The sequence below is a fragment of the Hungatella effluvii genome, from assembly GCF_003201875.1.
In the GTDB taxonomy this organism is placed as follows: Bacteria; Bacillota; Clostridia; order Lachnospirales; family Lachnospiraceae; genus Hungatella; species Hungatella effluvii.
Genome location: NZ_QJKD01000019.1, coordinates 42,701 through 66,408, shown reverse-complemented (window position 1 = coordinate 66,408; position 23,708 = coordinate 42,701). Strand labels below are relative to the sequence as shown.

Below are 23,708 nucleotides of genomic sequence, written 5' to 3'. Positions count from 1 at the left end.
GAGTATTTTAAGAGATGAACAGAGAAAAGCTGCATTCAAAGACAGATTTATTTAAGACCGGCGGGGAGATCTCCTATCATGGGGATGCCGGAGTTGCTAAATTTCTTTTAGGCGGAATAGGAACGGGCAATATTTCCGTGGGGGCCAGAGGGGAGCTTAGGGACTGGGAAATATTTAACTGGCCGGGAAAGGGACAATTCGTACCATTTTCATTTTTTGCAATCCGTACCAGGGAGGAGGGAAAGGAACCGGTCAGCAGGATTCTGGAGTCGAAGATATGTCCGCCCTACTATAAATCTCACGGATTTTTAAATGGGGAATTGGCAGGAATCCCTCGTTTTGAATCTTCTAAAATGGTAGGGAAGCAGCCCTTCGTATATATTGATCTGGAGGACAGCAAGGTGCCGGTCGAGGTAAAAATGGAGGCATTTACACCATTTATACCGCTTAATTCCGATGATTCCGGGATTCCAACAGCAATTATCCGTTACCATGTGAAGAATCCAACCGATAGAGCGGTAGAAGTATCCGTAGTGGGCACCATGGCTAATGTGGTCGGATTTCAGGGCTACGATGTATTTAATAATGTTAAGCTGGTTGATGAAGTACAGAATGAATATCGTGAAAAAGGAGAAATCAAAGGCTGGTATTATACTGCAAAGCACTTAAAAGAAACGGATATGAAATTTGGAAGCATGTCCATCGCATCTGTGGGAGCGAAAAATACTTATAAGAAACAGTGGCTGCATGGCCAGTGGACGGATAACGCGCAGGACTTCTGGGATGATTTTACGGAGGATGGAATTCTGGATGATATGGAAACAATTGAGTCAAAAGGATGTGATCTTCTTTCCCATTACGACTTCAGCTTCTTAAATCTCAAGGAACGCATCAGCTCTGTCGGAAGTATGGAAATGGTGGGGCCAAACGAGGAGAAGACATTTGAATTCGTGATTTCCTGGTATTTTCCCAACCGTCCAAAGGGCTGGATCGAGTATGATGAGGATTTAGATCGATACAGAAATGGCGGATATGATACGATACGCAATTATTATGCCACAAGATTTACCGATGCATGGAATGTAACGGAGTATGTAGCCGAAAAAATGAACGAGCTGGAAACGCCTTCCCGAGCATTTGAAGAGGCACTGTTTGATACTACGATTCCAGCTTATGTGATCGATGCAGTGGCTGCCAATATCATGTCAATGAAGAGTCACTGCTGCTTCCGGATTGAGACGGGAGAGTTCCTGGGCTGGGAAGGGATCAGAGACTATGTAGGCTGTGGTCAGGGTAATGTAAACCATGTGTGGAATTATGCTACCGCTGTGGCGGCCCTGTTCCCGGATCTTGAAATTACCATGCGAAATGTAGAATTTAAGAAGGAACTGGATGACGACGGCGGTATGCCATTCAGGGCAAGAAAGGTTCTTGGGGAGAGCCGCTGGGATATGATACCCGCATGTGACGGGCAGTTTGGCTCTGTTTTACGGGTGTATCGCGAGTGGAAGTATACCGGCGACGACGATTTCCTGAAAGAAATATGGGAGCCAATGATAAAAGCACTTGAATATGCGGTCCATGAGTGGGATACGGATGGAGACGGCGTTCTCGACGGAAAAATGCATGTGACCTATGACATCGAATTCTATGGTCCGAATACGATGACAAATACCATTTATCTGGCAGCTGTCAAAGGTGTTGCTTTGATGGCAGAACATCTGGGAAAGACAGAAGAGGCGGAAAAATATCATGCTTTGTATGAGAAAGCAGAACCGCTGGTGGATGAAATGCTGTTTAACGGGGAGTATTACGTGCAGAAGCTTGATGATGTGGACGCTTATCGTTACCAGTACGGTACCGGGTGCCTTACGGACCAGCTTCTGGGACAGTTCATGGCACATGCGGCGGGGCTGGGATACGTGCTTCCGAAAGATCATGTAAAAAAGACGCTGGAATCCATTTACCGCTATAATTTCCGTGACTGCATGGAAGAGGTCCCTAATGTTCAGCGAACCTATGCGCTGAATGACGAGGCGGGGCTGGTTCTCTGCTCCTGGCCAAAAGGCGGCCGTCCGAGATTTCCGTTCGCTTACTGTGATGAAGTGTGGACTGGCGTTGAATATCAGGTGGCAGTATGTATGATTAAGGAGGGGATGCTGGAGGAAGCATTTACCATTATAAAGGCAGTCCGTGACAGGTATGACGGATATAAGAGATGCCCCTGGAGTGAGACTGAGGCGGGACATCACTATATACGGCCAATGTCCAGCTTTTCCCTGATTCCGGCTCTGTCCGGTTATGAGTGTGATATGACGGAGAAGACCATGTCCTTCCAGCCGGTAATCAACCAGAATCACTTTAAGTCCTTCTGGATTAACGGAAAAGCCTGGGGCACTTATGAACAATCCATTGGCGAGGATGGCGTGGTAAAATCTGGTATTCAAGTATTGTACGGAAGTCTGGACGGTGTTAGAATATTAGAAAGATAAGAACAATAGAATGTGAGGGTTAAAATGGGTGCCAATAGAAAATTGCCTACTATGACGGATGTCGCCAGGTTAGCAGGAGTTTCACAGTCCACAGTCTCTCTTGTGCTTCGGGGGAAAGCGGGGGATAACATACCGGAGGCTACCAGGGACCGGATATTCCAGGCCAGCAGTGAACTGGGATATCGGGTGAACAAGCTGGCCAGTGCGTTAAACAGTACAGGCAGCGGAATCATAGGCATGCTGACAGATGAGCTGATCACGACGAACTTTGCCGGTGCAATTGTAAAGGGCGCCCAGGAACGTGCCCTGGGAAAAAATAAGATACTGATGCTTGCGGCCCTGGAGAACGAGGGGCGGCTGGTGGAAAAATCGGTCGATATGATGATCGGATACCGGGTGGACAGCATCCTTTATGCCTCCATGTATCACAGGAGAATCGAACTTCCGTCAAATCTAAAGGATATTCCGACCGTACTGGTCAACTGCTTCGACTCTGAAAACCGGTATCCGGCCATTCTGCCGGACGATTATTCGGGGGCCTATCAGGCGGCATCCTACCTGATTGAATGTGGTCACAGGAATGTTATCTACTTAAGCAACGAGAAGCGTGAGGCGGGAAATGGCGAGAGACTGCCAGCCACTCTGTTAAGAGAACGGGGATTTAAGGCGGCGTTTGAAGATCATGGAGTTTCATCAGAAACTGCTGCGATTATTCCGATCTCCATAACAGGCCATGATGTATTTGAGGCGGCAACGGATATTTTATCGTCTGCGGACCGTCCGACTGCTGTCATGTGTTATAATGACAGGATGGCGATGGGCGTGTATTCCGCTGCGAATGCGCTGGGACTCAAAATACCGGAGGATTTATCTGTGATTGGTTACGATAATCAGACAGTTATCGCAGAATTCCTGGTACCTTTTTTAACGACGATTGAGCTGCCCCATTACGAGATGGGAGACCAGGCGGTGAACTACTTGTTCCGCCACCAGTACCCGTTTGATGCGGAGCAGATTTTAATCAGTCCCAAGCTGATTATCCGCAGTTCCGTCCGCAGCATCGGTGAGGAGGAGTTTGATGATAGAGGATGAGTTACTTCCCTCTGAACGGTTTAAGGGGGAGAAGAAAGAGTTCTGGCGTCCGGCGTATCATTTTACGGCGCCGTCAGGATGGCTGAATGATCCGAATGGGCTTATTTATTACAAAGGCTGGTATCATTTGTTTTATCAATACAATCCGGCTGGCTGCGAATGGGGCCCTATGCACTGGGGACATGCCGTGAGCAGGGATTTTCTGCACTGGAAAGATTTGCCCCCTGCACTGAAACCAGACCAGCCGTATGACGACGATCCGGAAGGAGGCTGCTTTTCGGGCAGTGCAGTAGAGAAGGATGGAAGACTGTGGCTCTTTTACACAGGGGCGGTAAAACGAGGCGGCAGAGCTGTTCAGACACAGTGTATGGCCTATTCTGATGACGGGGTTATTTTTCATAAGTATCGTTTCAATCCTGTAATTGCAGAGCCGCCGGAAGGCAATTCTGAAGATTTCAGAGATCCCAAAGTTTTTTTTGCGGAAGGAAGCTGGAACATGGTGGTAGGCGGTTCCGCCTGCGGGGACGGAGGCGGGGGAGATGGAAGAATCTATCTCTACCGATCCGAGGATCTTTTAAAATGGAATTTTGCCGGTACAGTGCTCGCATCTGACGGCAGGCTTGGCACCATGTTTGAGTGTCCAGATATGTTTGAATTGGATGGAAAATGGATCGTTACCTGTTCGCCTATGTATCATCCGAGAGGAAATAAGGCGCTTTACTGTGTGGGAACCATGGATTTTGAAACATGTCGTTATGAAGTGGAGAAAATCGGATGTCTGGATTATGGTTCTGATTATTATGCAGCACAGTCCTGTCTGGATCAATACGGAAAACGCATTATGACGGCCTGGCAGAATGGCTGGGACTGGATGCCATGGTGTACAGGGCAGGGGCCAACAGGAAAAGAAGGATGGCGGTGTGTTCTGGCACTTCCAAGGAGAATTACATTGGATTCGGAGGGGAGTATCTGTGCAGCGCCGATCTCTCTGGATACCATACAAAGGGACCGGACCGTTGCAGAACGGTGCGAACTGACTGCGAGGAAACGATATCTCTATCCGGGAGACCCCTTTTGTTTTGAAGTGTCGGTGCGCGTAAGTATCAAGAACATCGAATCACAGGCCATTGAGATCGGGCTGTTCGATGACGGTGAGCATGTGCTGATGATTGATGCAGACTTTGTAGCGGGTGTCGTTACGATTGATAAGAGCCGTATGGGACCGTGGGATGTGGGCCGCATTCACGCGCCTTTTGACGCCTCACGTCCGGTGTTTGAGATGAGAATACTGGTCGATCACAGTTCCGTGGAGGTGATTACGGATGAGGGGCGCTGCTGTATGACGACTAATGTATATCCGGATAAGGAACAGACCGGCTGTTTTATAAGAACACCGTATAAAACTGCAGCGCTTGAACGCCTGGAGGTTATATCGTTTCACACGATCTGGGATTAGGGGGACCTAAGATTGTTAAGACCCCGGAAAGAACTTGACAGTCTTATTAAAAATGCATTATAATCAACCTCAACGGAAAGAGGCGCTGGTGCAGGGAAGAGTCCCTCTGCCAGCGTCTTTGTGCAACTGTTAAATTGAAAGGGAAAAGAGAGGGAAAGTGGACATGGTCAATGAAGTAATGAAGTTTATCACCAGCTATGACAAGGAAGTGGGCGAGGCTATTGAGCTGGAATGCGCGCGCCAGAGAAGAAACTTAGAGCTGATCGCGTCGGAAAACATCGTTTCTGAGCCGGTTATGATGGCGATGGGAACCGTTCTCACCAACAAGTATGCAGAAGGATATCCTGGAAAACGTTATTACGGCGGCTGCGAGGATGTGGACATTGTGGAGAATATTGCCATCGAGCGAGCAAAGAAGCTGTTTGGCTGTGATTACGCCAACGTACAGCCGCATTCAGGAGCACAGGCTAATATGGCGGCATTTGTAGCCATGGTGCAGCCGGGCGATACCGTGATGGGCATGAATTTGAACCACGGCGGCCATTTAACACATGGTAGTCCAGTCAACTTTTCCGGTCTTTATTTTAATATTGTTCCTTACGGTGTGGGTGACGAGGGATTCATCGATTACGACGAGATGGAGCGGATCGCTGTTGAAAACAAACCGAAACTGATCATTGCAGGCGCAAGTGCTTACGGAAGAACCATTGATTTCAAGAGATTCCGTGAGGTTGCCGATAAGGTAGGCGCTTACCTGATGGTAGATATGGCTCATATCGCCGGATTAGTGGCAGCAGGGCTTCATCCAAGTCCGATTCCGTATGCAGATGTCGTGACAACCACGACCCATAAGACGCTTCGCGGACCGAGAGGCGGTATGATTCTGGCCAATAAGGAAGCTGCTGAGAAATTCAATTTCAACAAAGCTATTTTCCCGGGCACCCAGGGCGGTCCTTTAGAGCATGTAATCGCTGGCAAGGCAGTGTGCTTCGGTGAGGCGCTGAAGCCGGAATTCAAAGCGTATCAGGAGCAGGTAGTGAAAAACGCCAAAGCTCTGGCTGCGGCTCTTGTGAAGCAGGGCTTCAACATTTTGACCGGCGGCACGGATAATCATCTGATGCTAATCGACTTACGCGGTATGGAAGTAACCGGTAAGGAGCTTCAGAACCGTTGTGACGAGGTTTATCTTACACTGAATAAGAATGCGGTTCCGAATGATCCGAGAAGCCCGTTCGTGACCTCCGGCGTTCGTGTAGGAACCCCGGCTGTAACCTCCAGAGGATTAAAGGAAGAGGATATGGAAAAGATCGCAGAATGCATCTGGCTGGCTGCGACTGATTTTGAGAACAAGGCCGACTACATCAGAGCCGAAGTGACGAAAATCTGTACGAAGTATCCGATCTACGAATAATTCAGTAAATATATAGAAAATTGTAGAGTAAATCACAGATAATGATAGAATGCGACACGGTAATGAGACAGCGGTAAATGAGACAGCAGTAAATAAAATAGCAGTAAATGAGATTGAGGCAGGCCGGAGGCGTGCGGTTCCCTGGAATGGGAGACTGTGCGGTTTCGGTCTGCTGTTTTTTTGTTTTTATTTTATTTCATTTTATTTTATTTTATTTTATCGCTTTTTGGCTTTTTCACAGCAGGCAGGAGTTAAAATAAAAGCAGATGTAATTTTATGCAGATCTCGGCAGTGACTTCAATGACTCCATTGTAAAAAAAGTGCAGGACAGTGCCCCAATAATGAATATGGTGAAAAATACCCGCTTGACATTCACCCTGGGCGAAGCTCTATACTTACGTTGTCACCGGGAAAACGGTATGTTTAGGAGGAAAGAAGATGCTTAAAATCAACGAGGCGGCTAAAATGCTGCATGTCAATCCAAACGCCCTGCGCTTTTATGAAAAGAAGGGGGTTCTTGCACCGCACAGGGATGAAAATGGTTATCGGATGTATACGATGGATGATGTCGCCAGGATTCAGATTGTTCTGCTGTACCGAAGGATGGGATTTTCCATAGAAATGATTTTAAAACTGCTCGGGCAGGAGGAAAGTCCGGTGAATTTATTTTTTCAGCAGTATGATATTTTAAACCGCCATGTTCATTCCATGAGCCTGATTCGGGATTCCCTGGCGGGGTGCATAGACGGGATGCTGGGAGAGATAAATGGAACGGAAGACGGAGGTTCCGGTTCCAATGCGGCCATACCGGCAAGTGCCATGGAGGAGTTGGAGAAAACTGGGGCACTGCTTGCGGGGATGGCGGAGTGGGAGGACCGGTGGGACTTCGATAGTTCTGCGGTTCATTACGATGAGATGGTGAGACGTGGTGTGAATGGGCTCGCATTTTATGAGAATTATGAAACGGTCCTAAATGAGACGGCGCGGCTGGCTCGGGAGCATGGGGGAATCATGGCGGAAATCGGAGTCGGTACGGGAGAACTGGCCGGCCGGCGGCTTTCTGGTTGTGAAATTACTGGCATCGACCAGTCGGTGAATATGCTCAAGGTGACTAAAAAGAAGTTTCCCAAGCTGAAGGTGAAACTGGGAACGTTTCTGCAGCTTCCCATGGATTCCGGGAGTGTGGATACCGTGGTATCATCCTATGCGTTCCATCATTGTAATGAGGAGGAGAAAATCCTGGCTGTCAAGGAGATGGCCCGGATTCTGAAACCGGCGGGGCGTATTGTGATTGCGGATCTGATGTTTGCCGATGAAGAGGCAAGGAAGATATTTGCGGAAAACTGTTCTGACGCGGAACGGGAAGATCTGGAGGATGAATATTTCGCATATGTGGACCGGCTGGAAGGCGTGTTGGAAACATTGGGATTCGATGCCAGGCATGTACAGGTGGATCCGTTAATTTGGATTGTGACCGGGGATAGAAGGGGCGGGGATAGAAGGGCCGGGGATTAGACGAGGCAGAGAACGGAATCAATGCGGCACCGCAGAAGTGGAAAATCGGTTATACGGCGCCGCTAAGCTTTGCCTTACAATGATAGTCTGTAACAGATGCGTCATTTGTGTGGTCCTGCAGGTACCTGTATTTTTTAGGTTAGCGCTGATACAGAATTACAAAATGAATTTTCGTAATAAACGTGGTAGTAAAATAGTGGGGATTACTGTAAAATGAAACTATGGCGGTCGATCGTATTTTTTAGACTTTATACGGGGTATAAACCAGTGATCATTTTTTGCCCGAAAGGCCATGAATTACTGGCTTATCAGCAGCGTCTGTTGACCGATCAGGTGAAAATAAACGACAAAGTTCAGGAGGTATTATTCTATGACAGAATTGACTTCTATGCGAAATATCGGAAAAACAATGGAAGAAAAGTTGAAAGCTGTCGATATTTATACGGCAGAGGAGTTAAGGCAGACAGGAAGCAAAGAAGCTTTTCGGCGTTTGAAATTACGTTACCCAAATGTCTGCTTAGTCCACTTATATACGCTTCAGGGAGCGATTGATGATATGGGTTATAATCAATTGCCTGATGAAGTCAAAAGAGATCTGAAGGCGTTTTGCGATGGTTTTCAATAAACGGCAGCTTCAGAGAATTGGAAAGGAGTAATACGAAATGAGCAAATATCAGGCATTGTGGGAATATGTACGGGAAAAGGAAAGCAAATCATTGAAATTAACGTTTGATGAGATAGCGGATATTGTTGGAATACCATTAGACCATTCTTTTTTGAACTACAAAAAAGAGTTAACAGAGTATGGCTGGCAGGTCGGTAAAATATCGATGAAAGAGCAGATCATCATTTTTGAAAAAACAGACTGACCATAACGGTAAGGTTCCAGATAAATTGCGGATTGTAAAAAACGGGAGAATTCAAATGAAAAAAATGCAGATAATCAGATTAACGGTTTTGATTGTTACACTGCTGCTTATGGGGATAAACGTATTTATCAGGCCCCTTCCAGACTGGACCGTTAGGATTGATGGTATCGTAATGCTGGTAAGTGTGGTGATGGTATCTTATGGCACTATTCATATTTCATAAATGATCCATTTTTATAAGGACAGCATGTCCTGCAGCAATAAACCGTTGTTACAGCGAAAGGAATTCCTATGTTGATCGATGTCTGCGCAGCAAGCGCATTTAGTAAAAACAATATGGGCGGAAATAGAGCCGGTGTAGTTTTGCAGTGCCCTGTTTTGAGTAAGGAAGAAAAAACAAAGATAGCGTATCAGTTAGGATATTCCGAGACTGCCTTTCTTTCTCAGTCAGAACGGGCGGATTATAGTCTGGAATATTTTACACCGGCGGGAGAAGTTCCCTTGTGCGGCCATGCGACAATTGCATCGTTTGTCGTGTTAAAACATTTAAACAGACTGAAAAAATCCGGGTATACGATCGAGACAAGGTCTGGGATATTGAGCATAAATGTGGAGGATGACGGGGCAATATTCATGCAGCAGAATACTCCGCAATTTTACGAAACACTGAACAGGGCAGAGGTCGAACCATGTTTCGGTTTAAATGCTGGCTCCGGTATAGGGAATCTGCCTGTTCAAATGGTATCGACCGGTCTAAAAGATATTATTGTTCCGATTGAGTCGCCGATGGTACTGGAGAACATGGTTCCCAATTTCGCCGCTATTACGAAACTCAGTCAGGAACGGGACTGCGTCGGGATTCATGCATTTTCTCTTACAGGGGACGGAAATTTAACTGCGGTATGCAGAAATTTCGCGCCTCTGTATGGAATTGATGAGGAATCCGCCACCGGAACCTCCAACTGTGCGCTGGCCTGTTATCTGCATAAATACCAACAGAAACGGAGTCAGTATATATTTGAACAGGGACGCAGTTTGAATCGCATTTCCGAAATATATGTTCATGTTCATAGCAACGGCAATACTGTTTCCGGCGTGTTCGCAGGCGGGTACGGGTATGTGGAATCGATGAAAACGATCACCGTGGATTGAGATGTTCGGGAAAGGAAGTGAAGCGGATATGGCAGCAGGTTTCATCAGCACGGTAATGATCAGTCTCCTGATTTTACTGGCTGCTGCGGTGGCACTGGCCGTCTGTGTGCAGATTGTAAAACGGCGCGCCATGGCGGCAATTGAGGGTATAATGGGAGTGGAGGGAGACGATTGTGTTCCGAAACTGGAGCAGATACGGGTACTGAAGGAAGCGGGGATCTCCATTGCTCCGGCTGATATGGAACAGGAATTTATTCTCGGGCTTACGCCTTCGGAAAATGAGTATCTTGCCAGTCACCCATACTATGGATTCTGTATACTGGCCGGGAGCAGGAAGGCGCTGAACTGCGTCTATTCGACCGGGGACCGGGAGTGTATCTATCAGTGGGATTCCTACGGAAAGATATTAAATGGTCTGAAGGCGATATCCGGGCTGCCGTTTGAGGAGATCAGCGGGGTGGAACGTTATGCGGTAAGCTTCCGTTTTCATGACCGTGCTTATCAATGGAAGGCCAGAAAAAACCGCGACTGGATGGATACCGGGATGGCGGGATTTTTAAACCGGATTCTGGACCGGCAGGGCGGCGGAGAACAGCGCTTTTATCTGGATAACAGCCATGAGGCGCCATTGTATTTATATGCATCAGCATCCATGGCAGACAGAGTGAACAGGGAGACAGGCCTTAAGTTTCGAATGGCGAAAGCGGCCCATTCCCGTTGACAGCGGATCGTTCCCAGTGACAGCGGCAGAGGAGGGCAGGAATGGAATTTAACAGGATATTGGCGGCCTGCGTTGTTGTGACAGCAGCGGCATGGGCTCTGGAACGCGGTCTTAAGCAGGCTGCGGAGAAGAATCGCCAGAGAGAAGAGTATCAGGTATATGAGAATGCAGGGGGACTTCTCCTTACGATTGTGATCGCGTTGATTGTGCTCCTTTTCGTCTGGAGAGCGGTGTATCCCGAATATCTGAATGGGAAAAACAGCCTGTTTTTTTATGCAATAGGTGTCTGTGCCATTGTGAACTTAGTCAGGGAAATTTTTCTGTTCTTTACAATGCGGATTACGGTCACCGTCATGGAGATTTCGTACCGGGACAGAAGCGGAAGAATACAGACGACGGGAATATCCGGGCTTCATGTGACGGAGTCGGCAGGCGGACAGTCGAAACCCGGAAAGATCGAGGTATTTGACAGGGAGGGAAGAAGGTTATTCTGGATTCGCTCCAATCTGGTGAATGCGGAATATTTTGTGAAGGACATGGAGAGCCGGAAAATCCGGCGCAATGCAGATGGGATATGGAATGGATAAGAGCAGAAGAGGAAAAAGACGGATAATAGCAGCCGGCGTTGTCTGTGTGACGGCGGCCGTCCTGTGCGCGTTCTATGGGTACGCGGTCTATTGCGGCCTGATTCAGTTAAATAATCCTTCAAAGAAGCGCTATCCGGTACGTGGTGTAGATGTCTCCCACTATCAGGGGACCATCGACTGGCCGGTTCTGGCGGCGCAGGATCTGGATTTTGCATACATAAAGGCAACAGAGGGAAGCTCCCACACGGATGAGAAGTTTGCAGAGAACTGGGAAGCGGCGAAGGACACGGGACTCAGGATCGGTGCATACCATTTTTTCAGTTTTGACAGCCCGGGGGAGAGCCAGCTGAAGCATTTTACAGAGACAGTACCAGCCTTCCGGCAAATGCTTCCGCCAGTGGTTGATTTCGAATTCTATGGCGATAAGAAAGTAAATCCGCCCGATCGAGAGACGGTATGCGCGCAGCTGGATGTGATGCTGCAGGGGCTGGAGGCACATTATGGCGTCAAACCGGTGATCTATGCAACGGAAGATACGATGCATTTATATTTGGAAGGAAGATATGAGGCGTATCCCCTTTGGATTAGAAGCGTGATGAAGAAACCGGATACAGGTAACTGGAATTGGGTGTTCTGGCAGTATACAAACCGGAAAAAGCTGAACGGATACGAGGGAGATGAAACGTATATTGACATGAATGTGTTTGAGGGCGACCGTGATGATTGGGAATTCTGGTCCAGGAATTACGAGATGGGCTGGAACTACAGGCCAGTTACAGCCTTCCCCCGCGGGACAGGAACATGAAGGAGCAAAGGATGGAGAATAAGAACGACAATTCGAAAAATAATAAATGGAAGAAGATGAGCGTGTTTTTAAGCCTGGTTCTTCGCCATCAGCCCGATGCGGCCGGCATCACGCTGGACGAACATGGCTGGGCTGATGTGGAGGAATTGATTGAGGGATTTCAGAAAACGGGAAGGCCTCTGGATCTGGAAATGCTGAAGGAAATTGTGAGAACGGATGAAAAAGGGCGTTACCGCATGAGTGAAGACGGTACGCTGATCCGGGCAAACCAGGGCCACAGTATTCCGGTGGATGTGGAACTGAAAGAAACGAAACCGCCCAAAGTGCTGTATCATGGGACGGCGGAGCGTTTTCTCCCATCCATTATGGCCCAGGGGCTGAAATCCATGAGCCGGCTGTACGTCCATCTGTCCGGGGATTATGAAACGGCTGTAAAGGTTGGAAAAAGGCACGGAAAGCCGGTGGTATTGAGCGTCGATACGGAAAGAATGACGAGAGACGGAGCGGTATTTTACCAGTCTGAAAACGGAGTGTGGCTGACCAGACCGGTGGAGAGTAAATATCTGGAAGTCATGGACAGAGAATAAGTGACGGAGGAAGCAGTATGGAGAGATGGTTGGTAACAGGAGCAAACGGATTTCTAGGCTCCAGGCTTATGAAATTTTACCAGGAAAAATATGAGATAACAGGAGCACATCACGGGAATCTGGATATCACGGATGAGGCAGCGGCGGCAGAATTCGTGAGAGCGGCGGCCCCACAGCTGGTTATTCACTGCGCGGCCATCTCCAACACCGGGACGTGCCAGGAAAATCCGGGCCTGTCGGAGGCGGTCAATGTGAACGGGGCTGTGAACCTGGCACGGGCCTGCAGGGAGACCGGGAGCAGGCTGATTTTTATGAGCTCGGATCAGATTTACGCAGGAAACCGGACCATGGTACCGGCGAAGGAGGAGAATACTCCGGAGCTGGTCAATGTCTACGGTCTTCACAAACGGCAGGCAGAGGAGGAGATTATGGCCATACTTCCGGACTCGGTGTGCCTCCGATTGCCGTGGATGTATGATTTCCCCTGGCGGGGGCTAAAGAGCAACAGCAACCTTCTGGGGAATTTACTGAAGGCTTTGATTCAAAACTGCCCATTGACGCTTCCTGTCCACGATTATCGCGGAATCACCTGGGCCATGGAGGTTGTGAAAAATATAGAGGCGGCGGGAAAGCTTCCAGCGGGAATCTATAACTTTGGCAGCGGAGGTACGCTGTCCACATATGAGACGGCGAGAGCGGTTCTGGCGATGGTGACAGAAGGGGAGGACAGAAGCGGACTTCTCATTCCTGACCGGGAGCGGTTTGCAGAACAGCCCAGGAACCTGCTGATGGATACGGAAAAAATACGAGGCTGTGGGATTGAATTTCCGGATACGGTGGAAGGATTCCGCAGGTGTTTTGAGGAGAGTCCGGAATATATGACGGGGATGATCCGGCAGTGATAGGAATGGCCTTTCGCGGGGAAAAGGCATGAGAGTCGAAATGAGGGGAAGCCGGGCGGAAAAGTGCCTTAACTTCCCGGAGAATCATCAGGGAAAAGTCGAAAAATGTAGAAAAACAGCGGAAAGCTGAAGAATCGATTGTCAAAGCCGGAGAGAGTATGATATACTTTTCCCGGCTTTATGTCTGCCCGGAGTGAGGCGGCGTAAGGCCGGATGCGGAATCTGTTATATATTCTGTTGTTACAAAAGAAGGAAAGCTTTGGAGTCAGGAGGAAATTCTGGTGGTAAGGTTTAAAAATTACGTGAAGGCGGGAAGCCTTTCAGAGGCCTATGAGCTGAATCAGAAAAAGAGCAGTATTGTAGGCGGCGGTATGATGTGGCTGAAGCTTCAGAACCGCGTGAAAATGACACTGATCGATTTGTCGGGACTGGGGCTCGATACGATCGAGGAGACGGATGAGGAATTCCGGATCGGCTGCATGTGCACCCTGCGCATGCTGGAGACACATGAGGGGCTGAATACATATTTTCAGGGAGTTTTTAAGGAGTGCACGCGGGCGATTGTGGGCGTTCAGTTTCGAAACGGGGCCACGGTCGGAGGCAGTGTGTTCGGAAGATTTGGTTTTTCCGATATCATGACCTGCCTGATGGCGCTCGATACTTATGTGGAGCTTTATCAGGGCGGAGTCGTCTCTCTGAAAGAGTTTAACCACATGAAATACGACCGCGATATTCTGGTGCGCATTATTATAAAAAAAGACGGCAGAAGGGCTGCTTACGCGGCTCAGAGACGGTCCGGTACGGATTTCCCGCTGATTGCCTGCTGTGTGGCAAAAAAAGAGGGGACATGGTACGTATCGGCCGGAGCCAGGCCTTCCAGAGCGGAAGTGGTGGAAGTCGCAGGCACAGGCGTGAATGGCAGTGTGGATTGCGGTACAGTGGCAGACTGTTTCCATTTTGGGAGTAATACGAGAGGAAGCGCCGAATACCGGAGGCATCTGACGGAAGTTTACGCAGGGCGGCTGATGAAGCAGCTCGGCGGGGAGGTATAGAACGTGGAGATAGAATTTACTTTAAATGGAAAAGTGACGTATGCGGAGATCAAGGACGATACATCCCTGTATGATTTACTCCGGGCAAAAGGCTGCTACAGTGTAAAATGTGGCTGTGAGACGGAAAACTGCGGCCTGTGCACCGTTCTGGTCGATGGGAAGTCGGTTCTCTCCTGCTCTATGCTGGCGGCCCGTGTCGATGACCGGGACGTGGTGACTCTGGAAGGCGTTCAGAAGGAAGCGGAAGAGTTTGGAATGTATCTGGCGGGAGAGGGGGCCGAACAGTGCGGATTCTGCAGTCCCGGCCTGATCATGAACGTGCTTGCAATGGAAAAGGAACTGATTCAGCCGGAAGAGGATGCGATCAGGGAGTACCTTGCTGGCAATCTCTGCCGGTGCAGCGGCTATATGGGCCAGATGAGGGCCATCAGAAAGTATCTGGCGAGGGGAGGAGAGGCGAGATGAAAATGGAAATGCATGCGGTAAATTCCCCCGTAGTAAAGGTGGATGCCAAGGCGCTGGTAACGGGAAAGCCCGTCTATACGGATGATTTGGCGCCGAAGGACAGCCTGATTGTAAAGGTGCTCCGCAGTCCTCACGCTCATGCCCTGATTAAGGCAATCGATGTGAAGGCTGCCTCCGAAGTGGACGGGATTGCCTGTGTACTGACCTATGAGGATGTGCCGGATAAGCGTTTTACCATGGCAGGACAGACGTATCCGGAGCCCAGCCCCTATGACAGGCTGATTCTGGACAGGAGAATGCGGTTTGTAGGAGATGCAGCGGCTGTCGTGGCGGGCGAGACAGAGGAAGCGGTGGATCGCGCCCTTCGCCTCATCAAGGTGGAGTATGAGGTCCTGGAGCCCGTCCTCGATTTCCGTCAGGCGAAGGATCACGAGATTCTGGTTCATCCGGAAGAAAACTGGAAGAGCCTCTGTCCGGTTGGAGCGGATAATAAACGTAATCTGTGCGCTTGCGGCGGAGAGGAGGACGGCGACGTGGAGAGCACGCTGAAACGGTGCGAGTATGTGATTGATCGTGTTTACCATACGAAGGCAAACCAGCAGGCCATGATGGAGACGTTCCGCGCTCACACCTATATGGATACATATGGCCGTCTGAATGTGGTGGCCTCCACTCAGATTCCATTTCATGTGAGAAGGATCCTCGCCCATGCGCTCGATGTACCGAAATCCATGGTGCGCGTGATTAAACCGAGAATCGGCGGCGGATTCGGAGCGAAGCAGACCGTGGTGGCGGAAGTCTATCCGGCTATAGTGACCATGAAGACGGGAAGGGCGGCCAAGATCGTCTATTCCCGCTATGAGACCCAGATTGCCTCGTCTCCGCGCCACGAGATGGAGATACGCGTGCGCCTGGGAGCGGACGCGGAAGGAACGATTAAGGCTATTGACGTCTACACCCTTTCCAATACGGGGGCGTACGGAGAGCACGGACCAACAACGGTTGGTCTTTCCGGCCATAAATCCATTCCGCTTTACCGGACGCCGGAAGCATTCCGGTTCCGTTATGACGTGGTCTATACAAACGTTATGTCCTCCGGTGCTTACCGCGGATATGGAGCGACACAGGGGATTTTCGCAGTGGAATCTGCCGTCAATGAGCTTGCGGCCGCGCTTCACATGGATCCGGTTGTGCTGCGGGAGAAGAACATGGTAAAGGAAGGCGATGTGATGCCGGCCTACTACGGCGAGAAGCTGAACAGCTGCGCGCTGGACCGCTGTATGGCGAGAGCGAAGGAAATGATCGGCTGGGATCGGAAATACCCGCGCGTGGACATGGGAAATGGGAAGGTCCGGGGAGTCGGAGCGGCTATGGCCATGCAGGGATCATCCATATCTAATGTGGATGTGGGCTCTGTGGAGATCCGTGTCAATGACGACGGCTTCTATACCCTGATGATCGGTGCCTCCGACATGGGTACCGGATGTGACACGATTCTGGCACAGATGGCAGCAGACTGTCTGGAGTGCAGTATGGACCAGATCGTCGTGCACGGCACCGATACGGATGTGTCTCCTTACGATTCCGGTTCTTATGCCTCCAGCACTACGTATCTGACGGGAATGGCGGTTGTCCGGGCCTGTGAGGAACTGAGGCAGAAAATCGTGGAAAAGGGAGCGGATTACTTAGGATGCGATGCAGCGAAGCTGGAATTTGACGGCAAACGGGTCTATCAGCCGGAAGGGGAATTAGAGATCTCCTTAAAGGATATCGGCAACCGCATCATGTGCTGCAACGAGAAGATGCTGTCAGCCGGATACACCCATACTTCCCCGGTATCACCGCCTCCATTTATGGTGGGAATGGCCGAGGTGGAGGTGGATACGGAGACCGGCGAGGTGGAACTGATCGATTACGCGGCTGTTGTTGACTGCGGAACCGTCATCAATCCGAATCTGGCGAGAGTTCAGACCGAGGGCGGAATCGCTCAGGGCATCGGTATGGCGCTATACGAGGATATCACCTACACGAAGAAGGGCCATCTGATTGAAAATTCCTTCCTTCAATATAAGCTTCCAACCAGGATCGATGTGGGAAACATCCGGGTGGAATTTGAGAGCAGTTACGAGCCGACCGGCCCGTTTGGCGCGAAGTCCATCGGCGAGATCGTGATCAACACTCCATCACCTGCCATCGCGGGCGCTGTGGCAAATGCGGTCGGAGTGCAGATTCGGGAGCTTCCGATCACTGCGGAAAAAGTGTATCGGGGGATGCGTGAGCAGGGAAAAGAGTAAAATAAAAGAGGGACCGGAACATGAAATATTCTCAATGTTCTGGTCCCTCTTTTATGATAAGAAGAGTATAACATGAGAACAGCGCCGGTATACTATGAGCACTTAGCGAGGTCTTTCACGAGCTTAGTGCGAGTCATACCTGTACACTTGATGAGGTGTTTCACGAATCTAGTGTACAGGTATAATAAGAAAATCAGTTGTTTTAGAAAGCAGCAGAGGGATCGTGGAGTGGTATAAAAACAAAATATCCTAAATTTTAGGGTAAAAAAGTGTTGTTATATCCTAAAAATGAGGATATAATTATTGTGAGAGGAAGTGATGAAGTGGAGAATAAAACGTTTGCCATCAGAAGCCAGGCATCAGCAGAGGATATTATCAAAATTAGAAAACGGTTGAGTTTAACTCAGCAGAGACTGGCAGACTTTATGAATGTTTCAAAAAAAACAGTAGAATACTGGGAACGAAAAAAGAAACCAATTACAGGGCCTGTTGTCACTCTGTTAAAGATATTGGAAGAAAATCCCGCTTTAATGGAATACTATACAATCCCTGAGAGATGTTTTCCCTTAAGACTTTGGTATATGTATCATGATGAGATATGCTCGGTTATAGATGTAGACGAGAAAAACAGGAGAATCAAGCTTTATAATTTTACTGACAGCTATTTGAAAAGGGCCTTCGGCAGGAATTCGGAGCCGAACTACCAGGATTATGAGGAATTTATCGAATCGCGATGTTTCCCGAAAGACAGAGATAAGATGAAATTAATTTTAGATGATCTGGGAATACCGTTCTATGAGCCGATGCTGATCATTGAAAAGACAGAGGGCAAAATGGCGGAGGATGATTTCTGGATCAGAATTGAGAGGTGATCTCATATGACAGAATTATTTGAGCAGGATAGAAAGACTGATAACAGGCAGTCTTCTAAAGGAAATCAGTTAAAATGGTATAATGGGAATACATGGTATAAAGCTGATTATACAGGCTATGAAGGTTTGGCGGAATATATGGTCTCCCATCTTCTGGTTCTGTCTGATCTGAAAAAGAATGATGTCTGTCTTTATGATACAGAGCAGATAAGATATAAAAAGAATATGTTTCATGGGTGTAAGAGTACGAATTTTTTATCGGATGGCTGGCAGTTGATTACATTGGAACGCTTGTTTAAAAACTTTTTTGGAGAGAGTTTGATGACAAGTATGTATAAAATTACTTCCTATGAAGAAAGAATTAAATTTATGGTAGATCAGATTATCCGAATAACCGGATTGACGGATTTTGGAAAGTATGTAAGCAGGCTTATTACAATTGACGCCCTTTTTCTGAATGAAGACAGGCATACCCACAATATAGCTGTTCTTATAGATTCATACAACCAGTTTCACTACTGTCCTTTTTTTGATCATGGCGCCTCGCTGCTGTCAGATACCTCCATGGATTATCCTTTGAATCAGGAGGTATATCCGCTGATGAATGAAGTAAAATCCAAAACGTTTTGCAGCAGTTTTGATGAGCAGTTAGATATTGTGGAAAAACTGTATGGGAGGCAGATCACCTTTCGATTCACAAAGCAGGAGGTACACAGATTGATTATGTCAGAGCCATACTATCCAATAGAAATAAAAAACAGAGCAGAAGATATCCTTTTGTATCAGATGAAAAAGTACGCTTATTTATTCCTGTGAATTCAGCATTTATAATTATGCAGGGACTGCATATGTGAAACCGGACGGCCCCTTAAGTGTATCACCTGATAAGGTCCCGAGGGCCGTCCGGTTTTGCATATGATGAAAGTATTATTCACAGAAACTTACACAATGTCGCTCAATTTACTTTAAAAGTCCCTTCTCAGTCAAAAAGTCTTTTGCGACATCTTTTTCATCCTTCTGATCCACTTCCACAGCGTAGTTCATGGCGCGCATCTCATCGTCGGAGATCTGGCCTGTCAGTTTTTCCAGGGTCTCGCTTAACTTGGGATATTTCTTTAAGGTGTCCTGGCGGACCACGGTGGCGCCGTAATAGGTGGCAAAGATGTGCTGATCATCTTCCAGCAGGGATACATCGGCCACGCTCAGCTGGGCGTCGGTGGTGTATGCATTGGTGACATCGATCTGTTTATCGGCCATGGCGGTGTACTTTAAGGCGATATCGATGTCCTTGACATCCTTGAAGTTCATGTTGTAGGCGGACGCGAGGTAGTTGAAGCCATCCTCACGCTCCATGTAGTCGGGATTCCCCCCAAATACCAGCTGGTCTGATACGGCGGCCAGGTCTGTGAAGGTCTTGAGGGAATACTGGTCGGCAGCTTCTTTTCTCACTGCCAGGGTATAGGAGTTCTGGAAGCCATAGAGGCCGGTCCAGTGGAGTCCCATCTCTTCGTAGCCCTTCTGAAGATTCTCATAGAGGACATCGGAATCGTTCTCCTGTTCCTTCTTTAATACGGTGAGCCAGCCGGTTCCAGTGTATTCCGGATATAAGTCGAAATCCCCCTTTAACAGTGCCGGCTGGATGTTCGTGGTACCACCGCCGACGCCTTTGGTAATCTCTACTTTTACACCAAGATCATGCTCGATTAACTGGCCGATAATCTCGGTCAGTACGTACTGCTCCGTCATGGGCTTGGACGCGATCTTTATGGTTCCCTGTTCTTTCTTTGCACAACCGCCGAGTGACAGCGCTGCGATGGCTGCTGTTCCGATGACTGCGGCGGCAGCTAGTTTTTTCAATTTTTTCATTACTGAATCCTCCTGTAATCGATCTGTATTCCCGCGGGCAATGAGCCTGACGGACACGCTGGCGCGTTCATTTGGCGACTGCCGCGAGGGTCAAATACCCGCCGCCCGCTGCACTGTAAATTTGATGTTACGCTGCTTGCGGCGTTTTTTTGATTTGTGGTCCGTGTGATACGGAGCCCTTTATATAAAAGCAAGGGGTTCTATCTTAACCGGCCACCAGCCGGCGGACAAAATCCGTTGCAGGATGTTCCAGGAGCCGGGCAGGGGTTCCATCCTGAATGATATGCCCCTGATCCATGACGAGGACGCGGCTGCCAAGCTTTAAGGCTTCCTTGATATCGTGAGTGACAAAGACGATGGTTCCGCCCAGTTCCTCATGAATCCGAAGGATCTCCTCCTGAAGCCGCTTGCGGGTGATCTCGTCGACTGCGCCGAAGGGCTCGTCCATCAGAATGATCTTTGGAGAGTTCATCAGTGCTCTGGCGATTCCGACTCTCTGGCGCTGGCCTCCGGATAATTCGCTGGGATAGCGCTTCAGCATCTCTGCGTCCAGACCGACGGTCTTCGCCAGCTGACGGGCGCGGGCCGCGATGGCCGCTTTGTCCGGGGACTTATAGAGATTCGGCACATAGCAGATATTTTTCTCGATGGTCATATGCGGGAAGAGGCCGATCTCCTGAATGACATAGCCGATTCCCCGACGCAGCTCATTGATATCTGTATGGGAAATGTCCGTGCCGTTGATACAGACGGTTCCCTGCTCCGGTGTGAGCAGCCCGTTCATCAGCTTCAGGGCTGTGGTCTTGCCGCAGCCGGAACTGCCGATCATGGTTAAAAATGTGCCCTGTTCCACACTTAAATTAAAATGTTCCAGGATCCGGTTTGGTCCATAGGACATGGTAATATCCTTTAATTCGATGACGCTCATGATAATCCTCCTTACAGCGGTCTGTCCCCTTACGGAGCCAGATGCCATTTCTTACGAATATGACGTTCAATATAAGCCACCAGCTGATCGGATGCGAGAGCCACGAGGGCGATCAGGATGCTGCCTGCATACGTCATGGCGGCGTTGTTCGTCGTGATGCCGCGGTAGATGGCTACTCCCAGGCCGCCTGCTCCGATATAGGAGGCGATACCGCTGAGTGAGATCGTCATCACCACCATACTGCGGAGTCCTGCCACGATGACCGGGAGCGCCAGAGGCAGCTTGACCTTATAAAGAATCTGCCAGGGCGTGCTTCCCATGCCCTTTGCCACCTCGATGGTGGACGCCTCAATGGTGGTGATGCCGGTATAGGTGTTGCGGACCATAGGCAGCAGCCCATAGATGGTGAGCGCGATGGTCGCAGTCTTATTGCCGATGCCGGTAAATGGGATTAAAAAGCCCAGCATGGAAATCGACGGAATCGTATAGGCCACGTTGATGACCCCGATAATCCATGTGGCGAACCGCCGGTGCTCGCTGATTAAAATACCGAGAAAGAGACCGATAGAGCCGGAGATGAGAATCGCTGTCGATGCGATCTTTATATGCTGAAGAATCAGCTCCTGGAAGAACGGCCAGCGTTCCGCGTAGAGGGAAAAGATTCCGTGAATCATGAGATGACCTCCATTCTGTCATTGGTATGAATGATACGTGAGATAGAACACACGTTCTGATTATTATACTACAAAAGTGGTGGGGAAGCAACCAGATTCTGGAAAATATTTATTGCTCATTCCGTGTACTTTAATGTGGCCGGAAACGAAAAGAACAAAATGAAAATGAGGCCTGCCGGATTGGCAGACCTCACTTTTATTTTTAGAAAAGAGTGCTTGTGATGGCGGAATTTCATTACTCTTTTTCGTAACCTTCATAGGTGACAATACCCTGCTTATTTGTGCTGAAGTATTTGTCGTCGCCGTTCTTTAAGTTCTTCTTGCCCTTAGCGAGTTTTCCGGAGGTGCCGATTAAGTAGTCTTCGCCATTGTAAGATACAACCTCGTATTTTGCATCGCGGTCAGCCTTCAGCAGGCGGCCCTTGATGTAGATGGAATCGTCATAGATTCCGTTGTAGCCGGCGCCCTTGTCGCTGCCGGACTTGCGGAAGTTGTAGGTGTATTTCTCGCCGTCGATATCGATGGTGGTCTTGCCGGTAGCCATGACGCCTTCCTTAGGAGAATCTCCGAAGTAGTATACGTCGCGCTCGTCAGCAGAATCCGGAAGATCGCTTTCTGCCTCGATCTCTTCGTAGGAATCGATCTTCTTGTCGTCATCGAAGGTCAGCATATAGAGTCCGTGAAGCATTTCGCCCTTTTCGTTAAATGCGTAGCGGTAGTTGTTGATTGTCTTGATCTGGCTCTTGACGAGATCGCCGTTGTTCTGAGCGTAGAACCAGTATTCTGTTCCGTCATCGTAAGCTTCAGGATCTACCTCTGCGCCTGGAATGGTCTTGAACCAGCCCTTGGCCAGCCAGCACTGTTCCGGAAGGTTGTAGTATAAGTTGCTTCCGCTTGCAGTTGTGGTGGAAGCCTTGGCATACCACTCGGATTCCGCTGCGCCGTTTTCATTGAAGCGGTATTTTAAACCGTTGATGGTCTTGGTGGTATCTTTTACTTTTTTACCGTTGGTACCGAAGTAGAACCAGTAGGTTCCGTCGAAGTTATCCTCTTCCGTATCCGGATCGTCGACCTCCTGAAGGCTCCATGCGTTTAATACAGAAGCGCCGTCATCGGAGTTGCCGCAGTAGTACACGCCCTCTCTCCAGGCTTCATCGCCTGTGATTCGTTCGGAATCCTCGCCAACCCATCCGAAGAGCATTCTTCCTTCTGAGTCAAACGCATATTTTTTCCAATCTCCGCTGGCTTTGCGGATCGATTTAAAGGAGGTCTTTCCGGAGCTGGAGGCCTTGTAGGCTTTTCCGTTGTTCTGGAAGTAGTACCAGTACGTCTCCGGTGAGTCCTCTTCCTCGTAATCGGAAGGGATTTCCCGCCATTCGTTGGATACCATGGCACCTACGGAGTTTACATAATAGTAATCATCGTCATATTCAATGACGCTGCTCTTGGCCATATCTCCTGATGAATCGAGATAGAACCAGTTGTCGCCTGATTTCTTCCAGGCATCGGTCACTCTGCTTCCGCTGGAGTCGATATAGACCCAGTTGTCGCCTTCCATGGTCCAGCCCTGTGCTGCAAATGCTGTCATAGATGCGCCTATGGTAAATAGCGCGGCAGCGCATGGAAGAATCCATTTTTTCATCTGTTTCTTCATAAATTAATTTCCCCTTTCAAAAGAAAATCGTATCCTCTCAGCAGCTCTCCTGCTGATAACACGACTTTAAACCATGGAGCAGCTCCAAGGTCAAGAGGAGTAAAAAAGGCGTAAGAATGCGTAAGAAAATAAAAAAATATTAAGAAAATCAGCTCTTGACCATGGACCTGCTCCATGGTTTAAAATAAATACTTTTTTCATCCCAATCCTACCGTGTTAAGATAGCTATATAATGATAATGTCACTTACTAACCGTCATTTGTTGAAATCGACATCTTATTGTCAGATTATTATAATGAAGTTACAGGAGACGG

23 protein-coding genes are annotated in these 23,708 nt (G+C 48.7%); 19 read left to right on the top strand and 4 right to left on the bottom strand.

Annotated features, from left to right (window positions below):
- Nucleotides 1-14 precede the first annotated feature (14 nt).
- From DFR60_RS25490 to DFR60_RS25405, 19 genes are all read left to right on the top strand, one after another.
- Entirely contained in the window at nt 15-2,492 is a 2,478-nt protein-coding gene (locus DFR60_RS25490; RefSeq protein WP_110325573.1) for a GH116 family glycosyl hydrolase, read from the top strand.
- 24 nt (nt 2,493-2,516) lie between these two features.
- On the top strand, nt 2,517-3,584 hold the full coding sequence (locus tag DFR60_RS25485; protein ID WP_110325571.1) for a LacI family DNA-binding transcriptional regulator: 1,068 nt from the start codon (nt 2,517-2,519) through the stop codon (nt 3,582-3,584).
- On the top strand, nt 3,571-5,040 hold the full coding sequence (locus DFR60_RS25480) for a glycoside hydrolase family 32 protein (protein ID WP_110325569.1): 1,470 nt from the start codon (nt 3,571-3,573) through the stop codon (nt 5,038-5,040). The genes DFR60_RS25485 and DFR60_RS25480 overlap by 14 nt, the downstream gene beginning before the upstream one ends.
- A 163-nt stretch (nt 5,041-5,203) precedes the next feature.
- The gene (gene glyA / locus DFR60_RS25475; protein ID WP_110325567.1) at nt 5,204-6,451 is read left to right on the top strand and encodes a serine hydroxymethyltransferase; all 1,248 of its coding nucleotides are present in this window, start codon (nt 5,204-5,206) and stop codon (nt 6,449-6,451) included.
- A gap of 438 nt (nt 6,452-6,889) precedes the next feature.
- The gene (locus DFR60_RS25470; protein WP_110325565.1) at nt 6,890-7,966 is read left to right on the top strand and encodes a MerR family transcriptional regulator; all 1,077 of its coding nucleotides are present in this window, start codon (nt 6,890-6,892) and stop codon (nt 7,964-7,966) included.
- Nucleotides 7,967-8,336: 370 nt separating this feature from the next.
- Entirely contained in the window at nt 8,337-8,591 is a 255-nt protein-coding gene (locus DFR60_RS25465; RefSeq protein WP_110325563.1) for a TfoX/Sxy family protein, read from the top strand.
- Nucleotides 8,592-8,628: 37 nt separating this feature from the next.
- Nucleotides 8,629-8,835, top strand: a complete 207-nt coding sequence (locus DFR60_RS25460; protein WP_110325561.1) for a hypothetical protein — start codon at nt 8,629-8,631, stop codon at nt 8,833-8,835.
- Nucleotides 8,819-9,058 (top strand): hypothetical protein, encoded by a 240-nt coding sequence (locus DFR60_RS30550; protein ID WP_167437732.1) that lies wholly within the window; start codon nt 8,819-8,821, stop codon nt 9,056-9,058. Before DFR60_RS25460 ends, DFR60_RS30550 begins: the two co-directional genes overlap by 17 nt.
- A 68-nt stretch (nt 9,059-9,126) precedes the next feature.
- Nucleotides 9,127-9,987, top strand: coding sequence for a PhzF family phenazine biosynthesis protein (locus DFR60_RS25455; protein WP_110325559.1), 861 nt, complete (start codon nt 9,127-9,129; stop codon nt 9,985-9,987).
- 28 nt (nt 9,988-10,015) lie between these two features.
- Nucleotides 10,016-10,708 (top strand): hypothetical protein, encoded by a 693-nt coding sequence (locus tag DFR60_RS25450; RefSeq protein ID WP_110325557.1) that lies wholly within the window; start codon nt 10,016-10,018, stop codon nt 10,706-10,708.
- 41 nt (nt 10,709-10,749) lie between these two features.
- On the top strand, nt 10,750-11,295 hold the full coding sequence (locus DFR60_RS25445) for a DUF6560 family protein (protein ID WP_110325555.1): 546 nt from the start codon (nt 10,750-10,752) through the stop codon (nt 11,293-11,295).
- Complete coding sequence (locus DFR60_RS25440; RefSeq protein WP_110325642.1) at nt 11,288-12,100, top strand: glycoside hydrolase family 25 protein; 813 nt, start codon at nt 11,288-11,290, stop codon at nt 12,098-12,100. Before DFR60_RS25445 ends, DFR60_RS25440 begins: the two co-directional genes overlap by 8 nt.
- 11 nt (nt 12,101-12,111) lie before the next feature.
- The gene (locus DFR60_RS25435) at nt 12,112-12,687 is read left to right on the top strand and encodes an RNA 2'-phosphotransferase (protein WP_110325553.1); all 576 of its coding nucleotides are present in this window, start codon (nt 12,112-12,114) and stop codon (nt 12,685-12,687) included.
- Nucleotides 12,688-12,704: 17 nt separating this feature from the next.
- A complete protein-coding gene (locus DFR60_RS25430; protein ID WP_110325551.1) occupies nt 12,705-13,589 on the top strand; it encodes an SDR family oxidoreductase in 885 nt (294 codons plus the stop codon).
- Nucleotides 13,590-13,870: 281 nt separating this feature from the next.
- Entirely contained in the window at nt 13,871-14,641 is a 771-nt protein-coding gene (locus tag DFR60_RS25425; RefSeq protein WP_110325549.1) for an FAD binding domain-containing protein, read from the top strand.
- A 3-nt stretch (nt 14,642-14,644) separates the two neighbouring features.
- Entirely contained in the window at nt 14,645-15,106 is a 462-nt protein-coding gene (locus tag DFR60_RS25420) for a (2Fe-2S)-binding protein (RefSeq protein ID WP_110325547.1), read from the top strand.
- Nucleotides 15,107-15,114: 8 nt separating this feature from the next.
- Nucleotides 15,115-17,400 carry a xanthine dehydrogenase family protein molybdopterin-binding subunit gene (locus DFR60_RS25415; RefSeq protein ID WP_110325640.1) on the top strand — a complete coding sequence of 762 codons (2,286 nt, stop codon included), beginning with the start codon at nt 15,115-15,117 and terminating at the stop codon, nt 17,398-17,400.
- A gap of 323 nt (nt 17,401-17,723) precedes the next feature.
- Nucleotides 17,724-18,272, top strand: coding sequence for a helix-turn-helix domain-containing protein (locus DFR60_RS25410; protein WP_025529170.1), 549 nt, complete (start codon nt 17,724-17,726; stop codon nt 18,270-18,272).
- Nucleotides 18,273-18,278: 6 nt separating this feature from the next.
- The gene (locus DFR60_RS25405) at nt 18,279-19,088 is read left to right on the top strand and encodes a HipA domain-containing protein (RefSeq protein ID WP_110325545.1); all 810 of its coding nucleotides are present in this window, start codon (nt 18,279-18,281) and stop codon (nt 19,086-19,088) included.
- A gap of 144 nt (nt 19,089-19,232) precedes the next feature.
- Here DFR60_RS25405 and DFR60_RS25400 read toward each other — a convergent pair whose 3' ends face one another.
- From DFR60_RS25400 to DFR60_RS25385, 4 genes are all read right to left on the bottom strand, one after another.
- Nucleotides 19,233-20,138 carry a glycine betaine ABC transporter substrate-binding protein gene (locus tag DFR60_RS25400; protein ID WP_110325543.1) on the bottom strand — a complete coding sequence of 302 codons (906 nt, stop codon included), beginning with the start codon at nt 20,136-20,138 and terminating at the stop codon, nt 19,233-19,235.
- Between the two features lie 205 nt (nt 20,139-20,343).
- Entirely contained in the window at nt 20,344-21,066 is a 723-nt protein-coding gene (locus DFR60_RS25395) for an ATP-binding cassette domain-containing protein (protein WP_110325541.1), read from the bottom strand.
- Between the two features lie 29 nt (nt 21,067-21,095).
- Nucleotides 21,096-21,740: an ABC transporter permease gene (locus DFR60_RS25390; protein WP_002601444.1), complete on the bottom strand. Its 645-nt coding sequence runs from the start codon at nt 21,738-21,740 to the stop codon at nt 21,096-21,098.
- A gap of 235 nt (nt 21,741-21,975) precedes the next feature.
- Nucleotides 21,976-23,394, bottom strand: coding sequence for a PspC-like choline-binding domain-containing protein (locus tag DFR60_RS25385; protein ID WP_110325539.1), 1,419 nt, complete (start codon nt 23,392-23,394; stop codon nt 21,976-21,978).
- Between the last annotated feature and the right edge of the window lie 314 nt (nt 23,395-23,708).

Excerpts from the sequence above, each read along its gene's own strand:
- DFR60_RS25390 (WP_002601444.1), bottom strand. The coding sequence starts at position 21,740 with ATGATTCACGGAATCTTTTCCCTCTACGCGGAACGCTGGCCGTTCTTC.
- DFR60_RS25465 (WP_110325563.1), top strand. The coding sequence starts at position 8,337 with ATGACAGAATTGACTTCTATGCGAAATATCGGAAAAACAATGGAAGAA.
- DFR60_RS25450 (WP_110325557.1), top strand. The coding sequence starts at position 10,016 with ATGGCAGCAGGTTTCATCAGCACGGTAATGATCAGTCTCCTGATTTTA.
- DFR60_RS25490 (WP_110325573.1), top strand. The coding sequence starts at position 15 with ATGAACAGAGAAAAGCTGCATTCAAAGACAGATTTATTTAAGACCGGC.
- DFR60_RS25415 (WP_110325640.1), top strand. The coding sequence starts at position 15,115 with ATGCATGCGGTAAATTCCCCCGTAGTAAAGGTGGATGCCAAGGCGCTG.
- DFR60_RS25480 (WP_110325569.1), top strand. The coding sequence starts at position 3,571 with ATGATAGAGGATGAGTTACTTCCCTCTGAACGGTTTAAGGGGGAGAAG.
- glyA (WP_110325567.1), top strand. The coding sequence starts at position 5,204 with ATGGTCAATGAAGTAATGAAGTTTATCACCAGCTATGACAAGGAAGTG.
- DFR60_RS25395 (WP_110325541.1), bottom strand. The coding sequence starts at position 21,066 with ATGAGCGTCATCGAATTAAAGGATATTACCATGTCCTATGGACCAAAC.
- DFR60_RS25440 (WP_110325642.1), top strand. The coding sequence starts at position 11,288 with ATGGATAAGAGCAGAAGAGGAAAAAGACGGATAATAGCAGCCGGCGTT.
- DFR60_RS25485 (WP_110325571.1), top strand. The coding sequence starts at position 2,517 with ATGGGTGCCAATAGAAAATTGCCTACTATGACGGATGTCGCCAGGTTA.
- DFR60_RS25400 (WP_110325543.1), bottom strand. The coding sequence starts at position 20,138 with ATGAAAAAATTGAAAAAACTAGCTGCCGCCGCAGTCATCGGAACAGCA.
- DFR60_RS25435 (WP_110325553.1), top strand. The coding sequence starts at position 12,112 with ATGGAGAATAAGAACGACAATTCGAAAAATAATAAATGGAAGAAGATG.
- DFR60_RS25405 (WP_110325545.1), top strand. The coding sequence starts at position 18,279 with ATGACAGAATTATTTGAGCAGGATAGAAAGACTGATAACAGGCAGTCT.
- DFR60_RS25455 (WP_110325559.1), top strand. The coding sequence starts at position 9,127 with ATGTTGATCGATGTCTGCGCAGCAAGCGCATTTAGTAAAAACAATATG.
- DFR60_RS25460 (WP_110325561.1), top strand. The coding sequence starts at position 8,629 with ATGAGCAAATATCAGGCATTGTGGGAATATGTACGGGAAAAGGAAAGC.
- DFR60_RS25430 (WP_110325551.1), top strand. The coding sequence starts at position 12,705 with ATGGAGAGATGGTTGGTAACAGGAGCAAACGGATTTCTAGGCTCCAGG.
- DFR60_RS25385 (WP_110325539.1), bottom strand. The coding sequence starts at position 23,394 with ATGAAGAAACAGATGAAAAAATGGATTCTTCCATGCGCTGCCGCGCTA.
- DFR60_RS25445 (WP_110325555.1), top strand. The coding sequence starts at position 10,750 with ATGGAATTTAACAGGATATTGGCGGCCTGCGTTGTTGTGACAGCAGCG.
- DFR60_RS25470 (WP_110325565.1), top strand. The coding sequence starts at position 6,890 with ATGCTTAAAATCAACGAGGCGGCTAAAATGCTGCATGTCAATCCAAAC.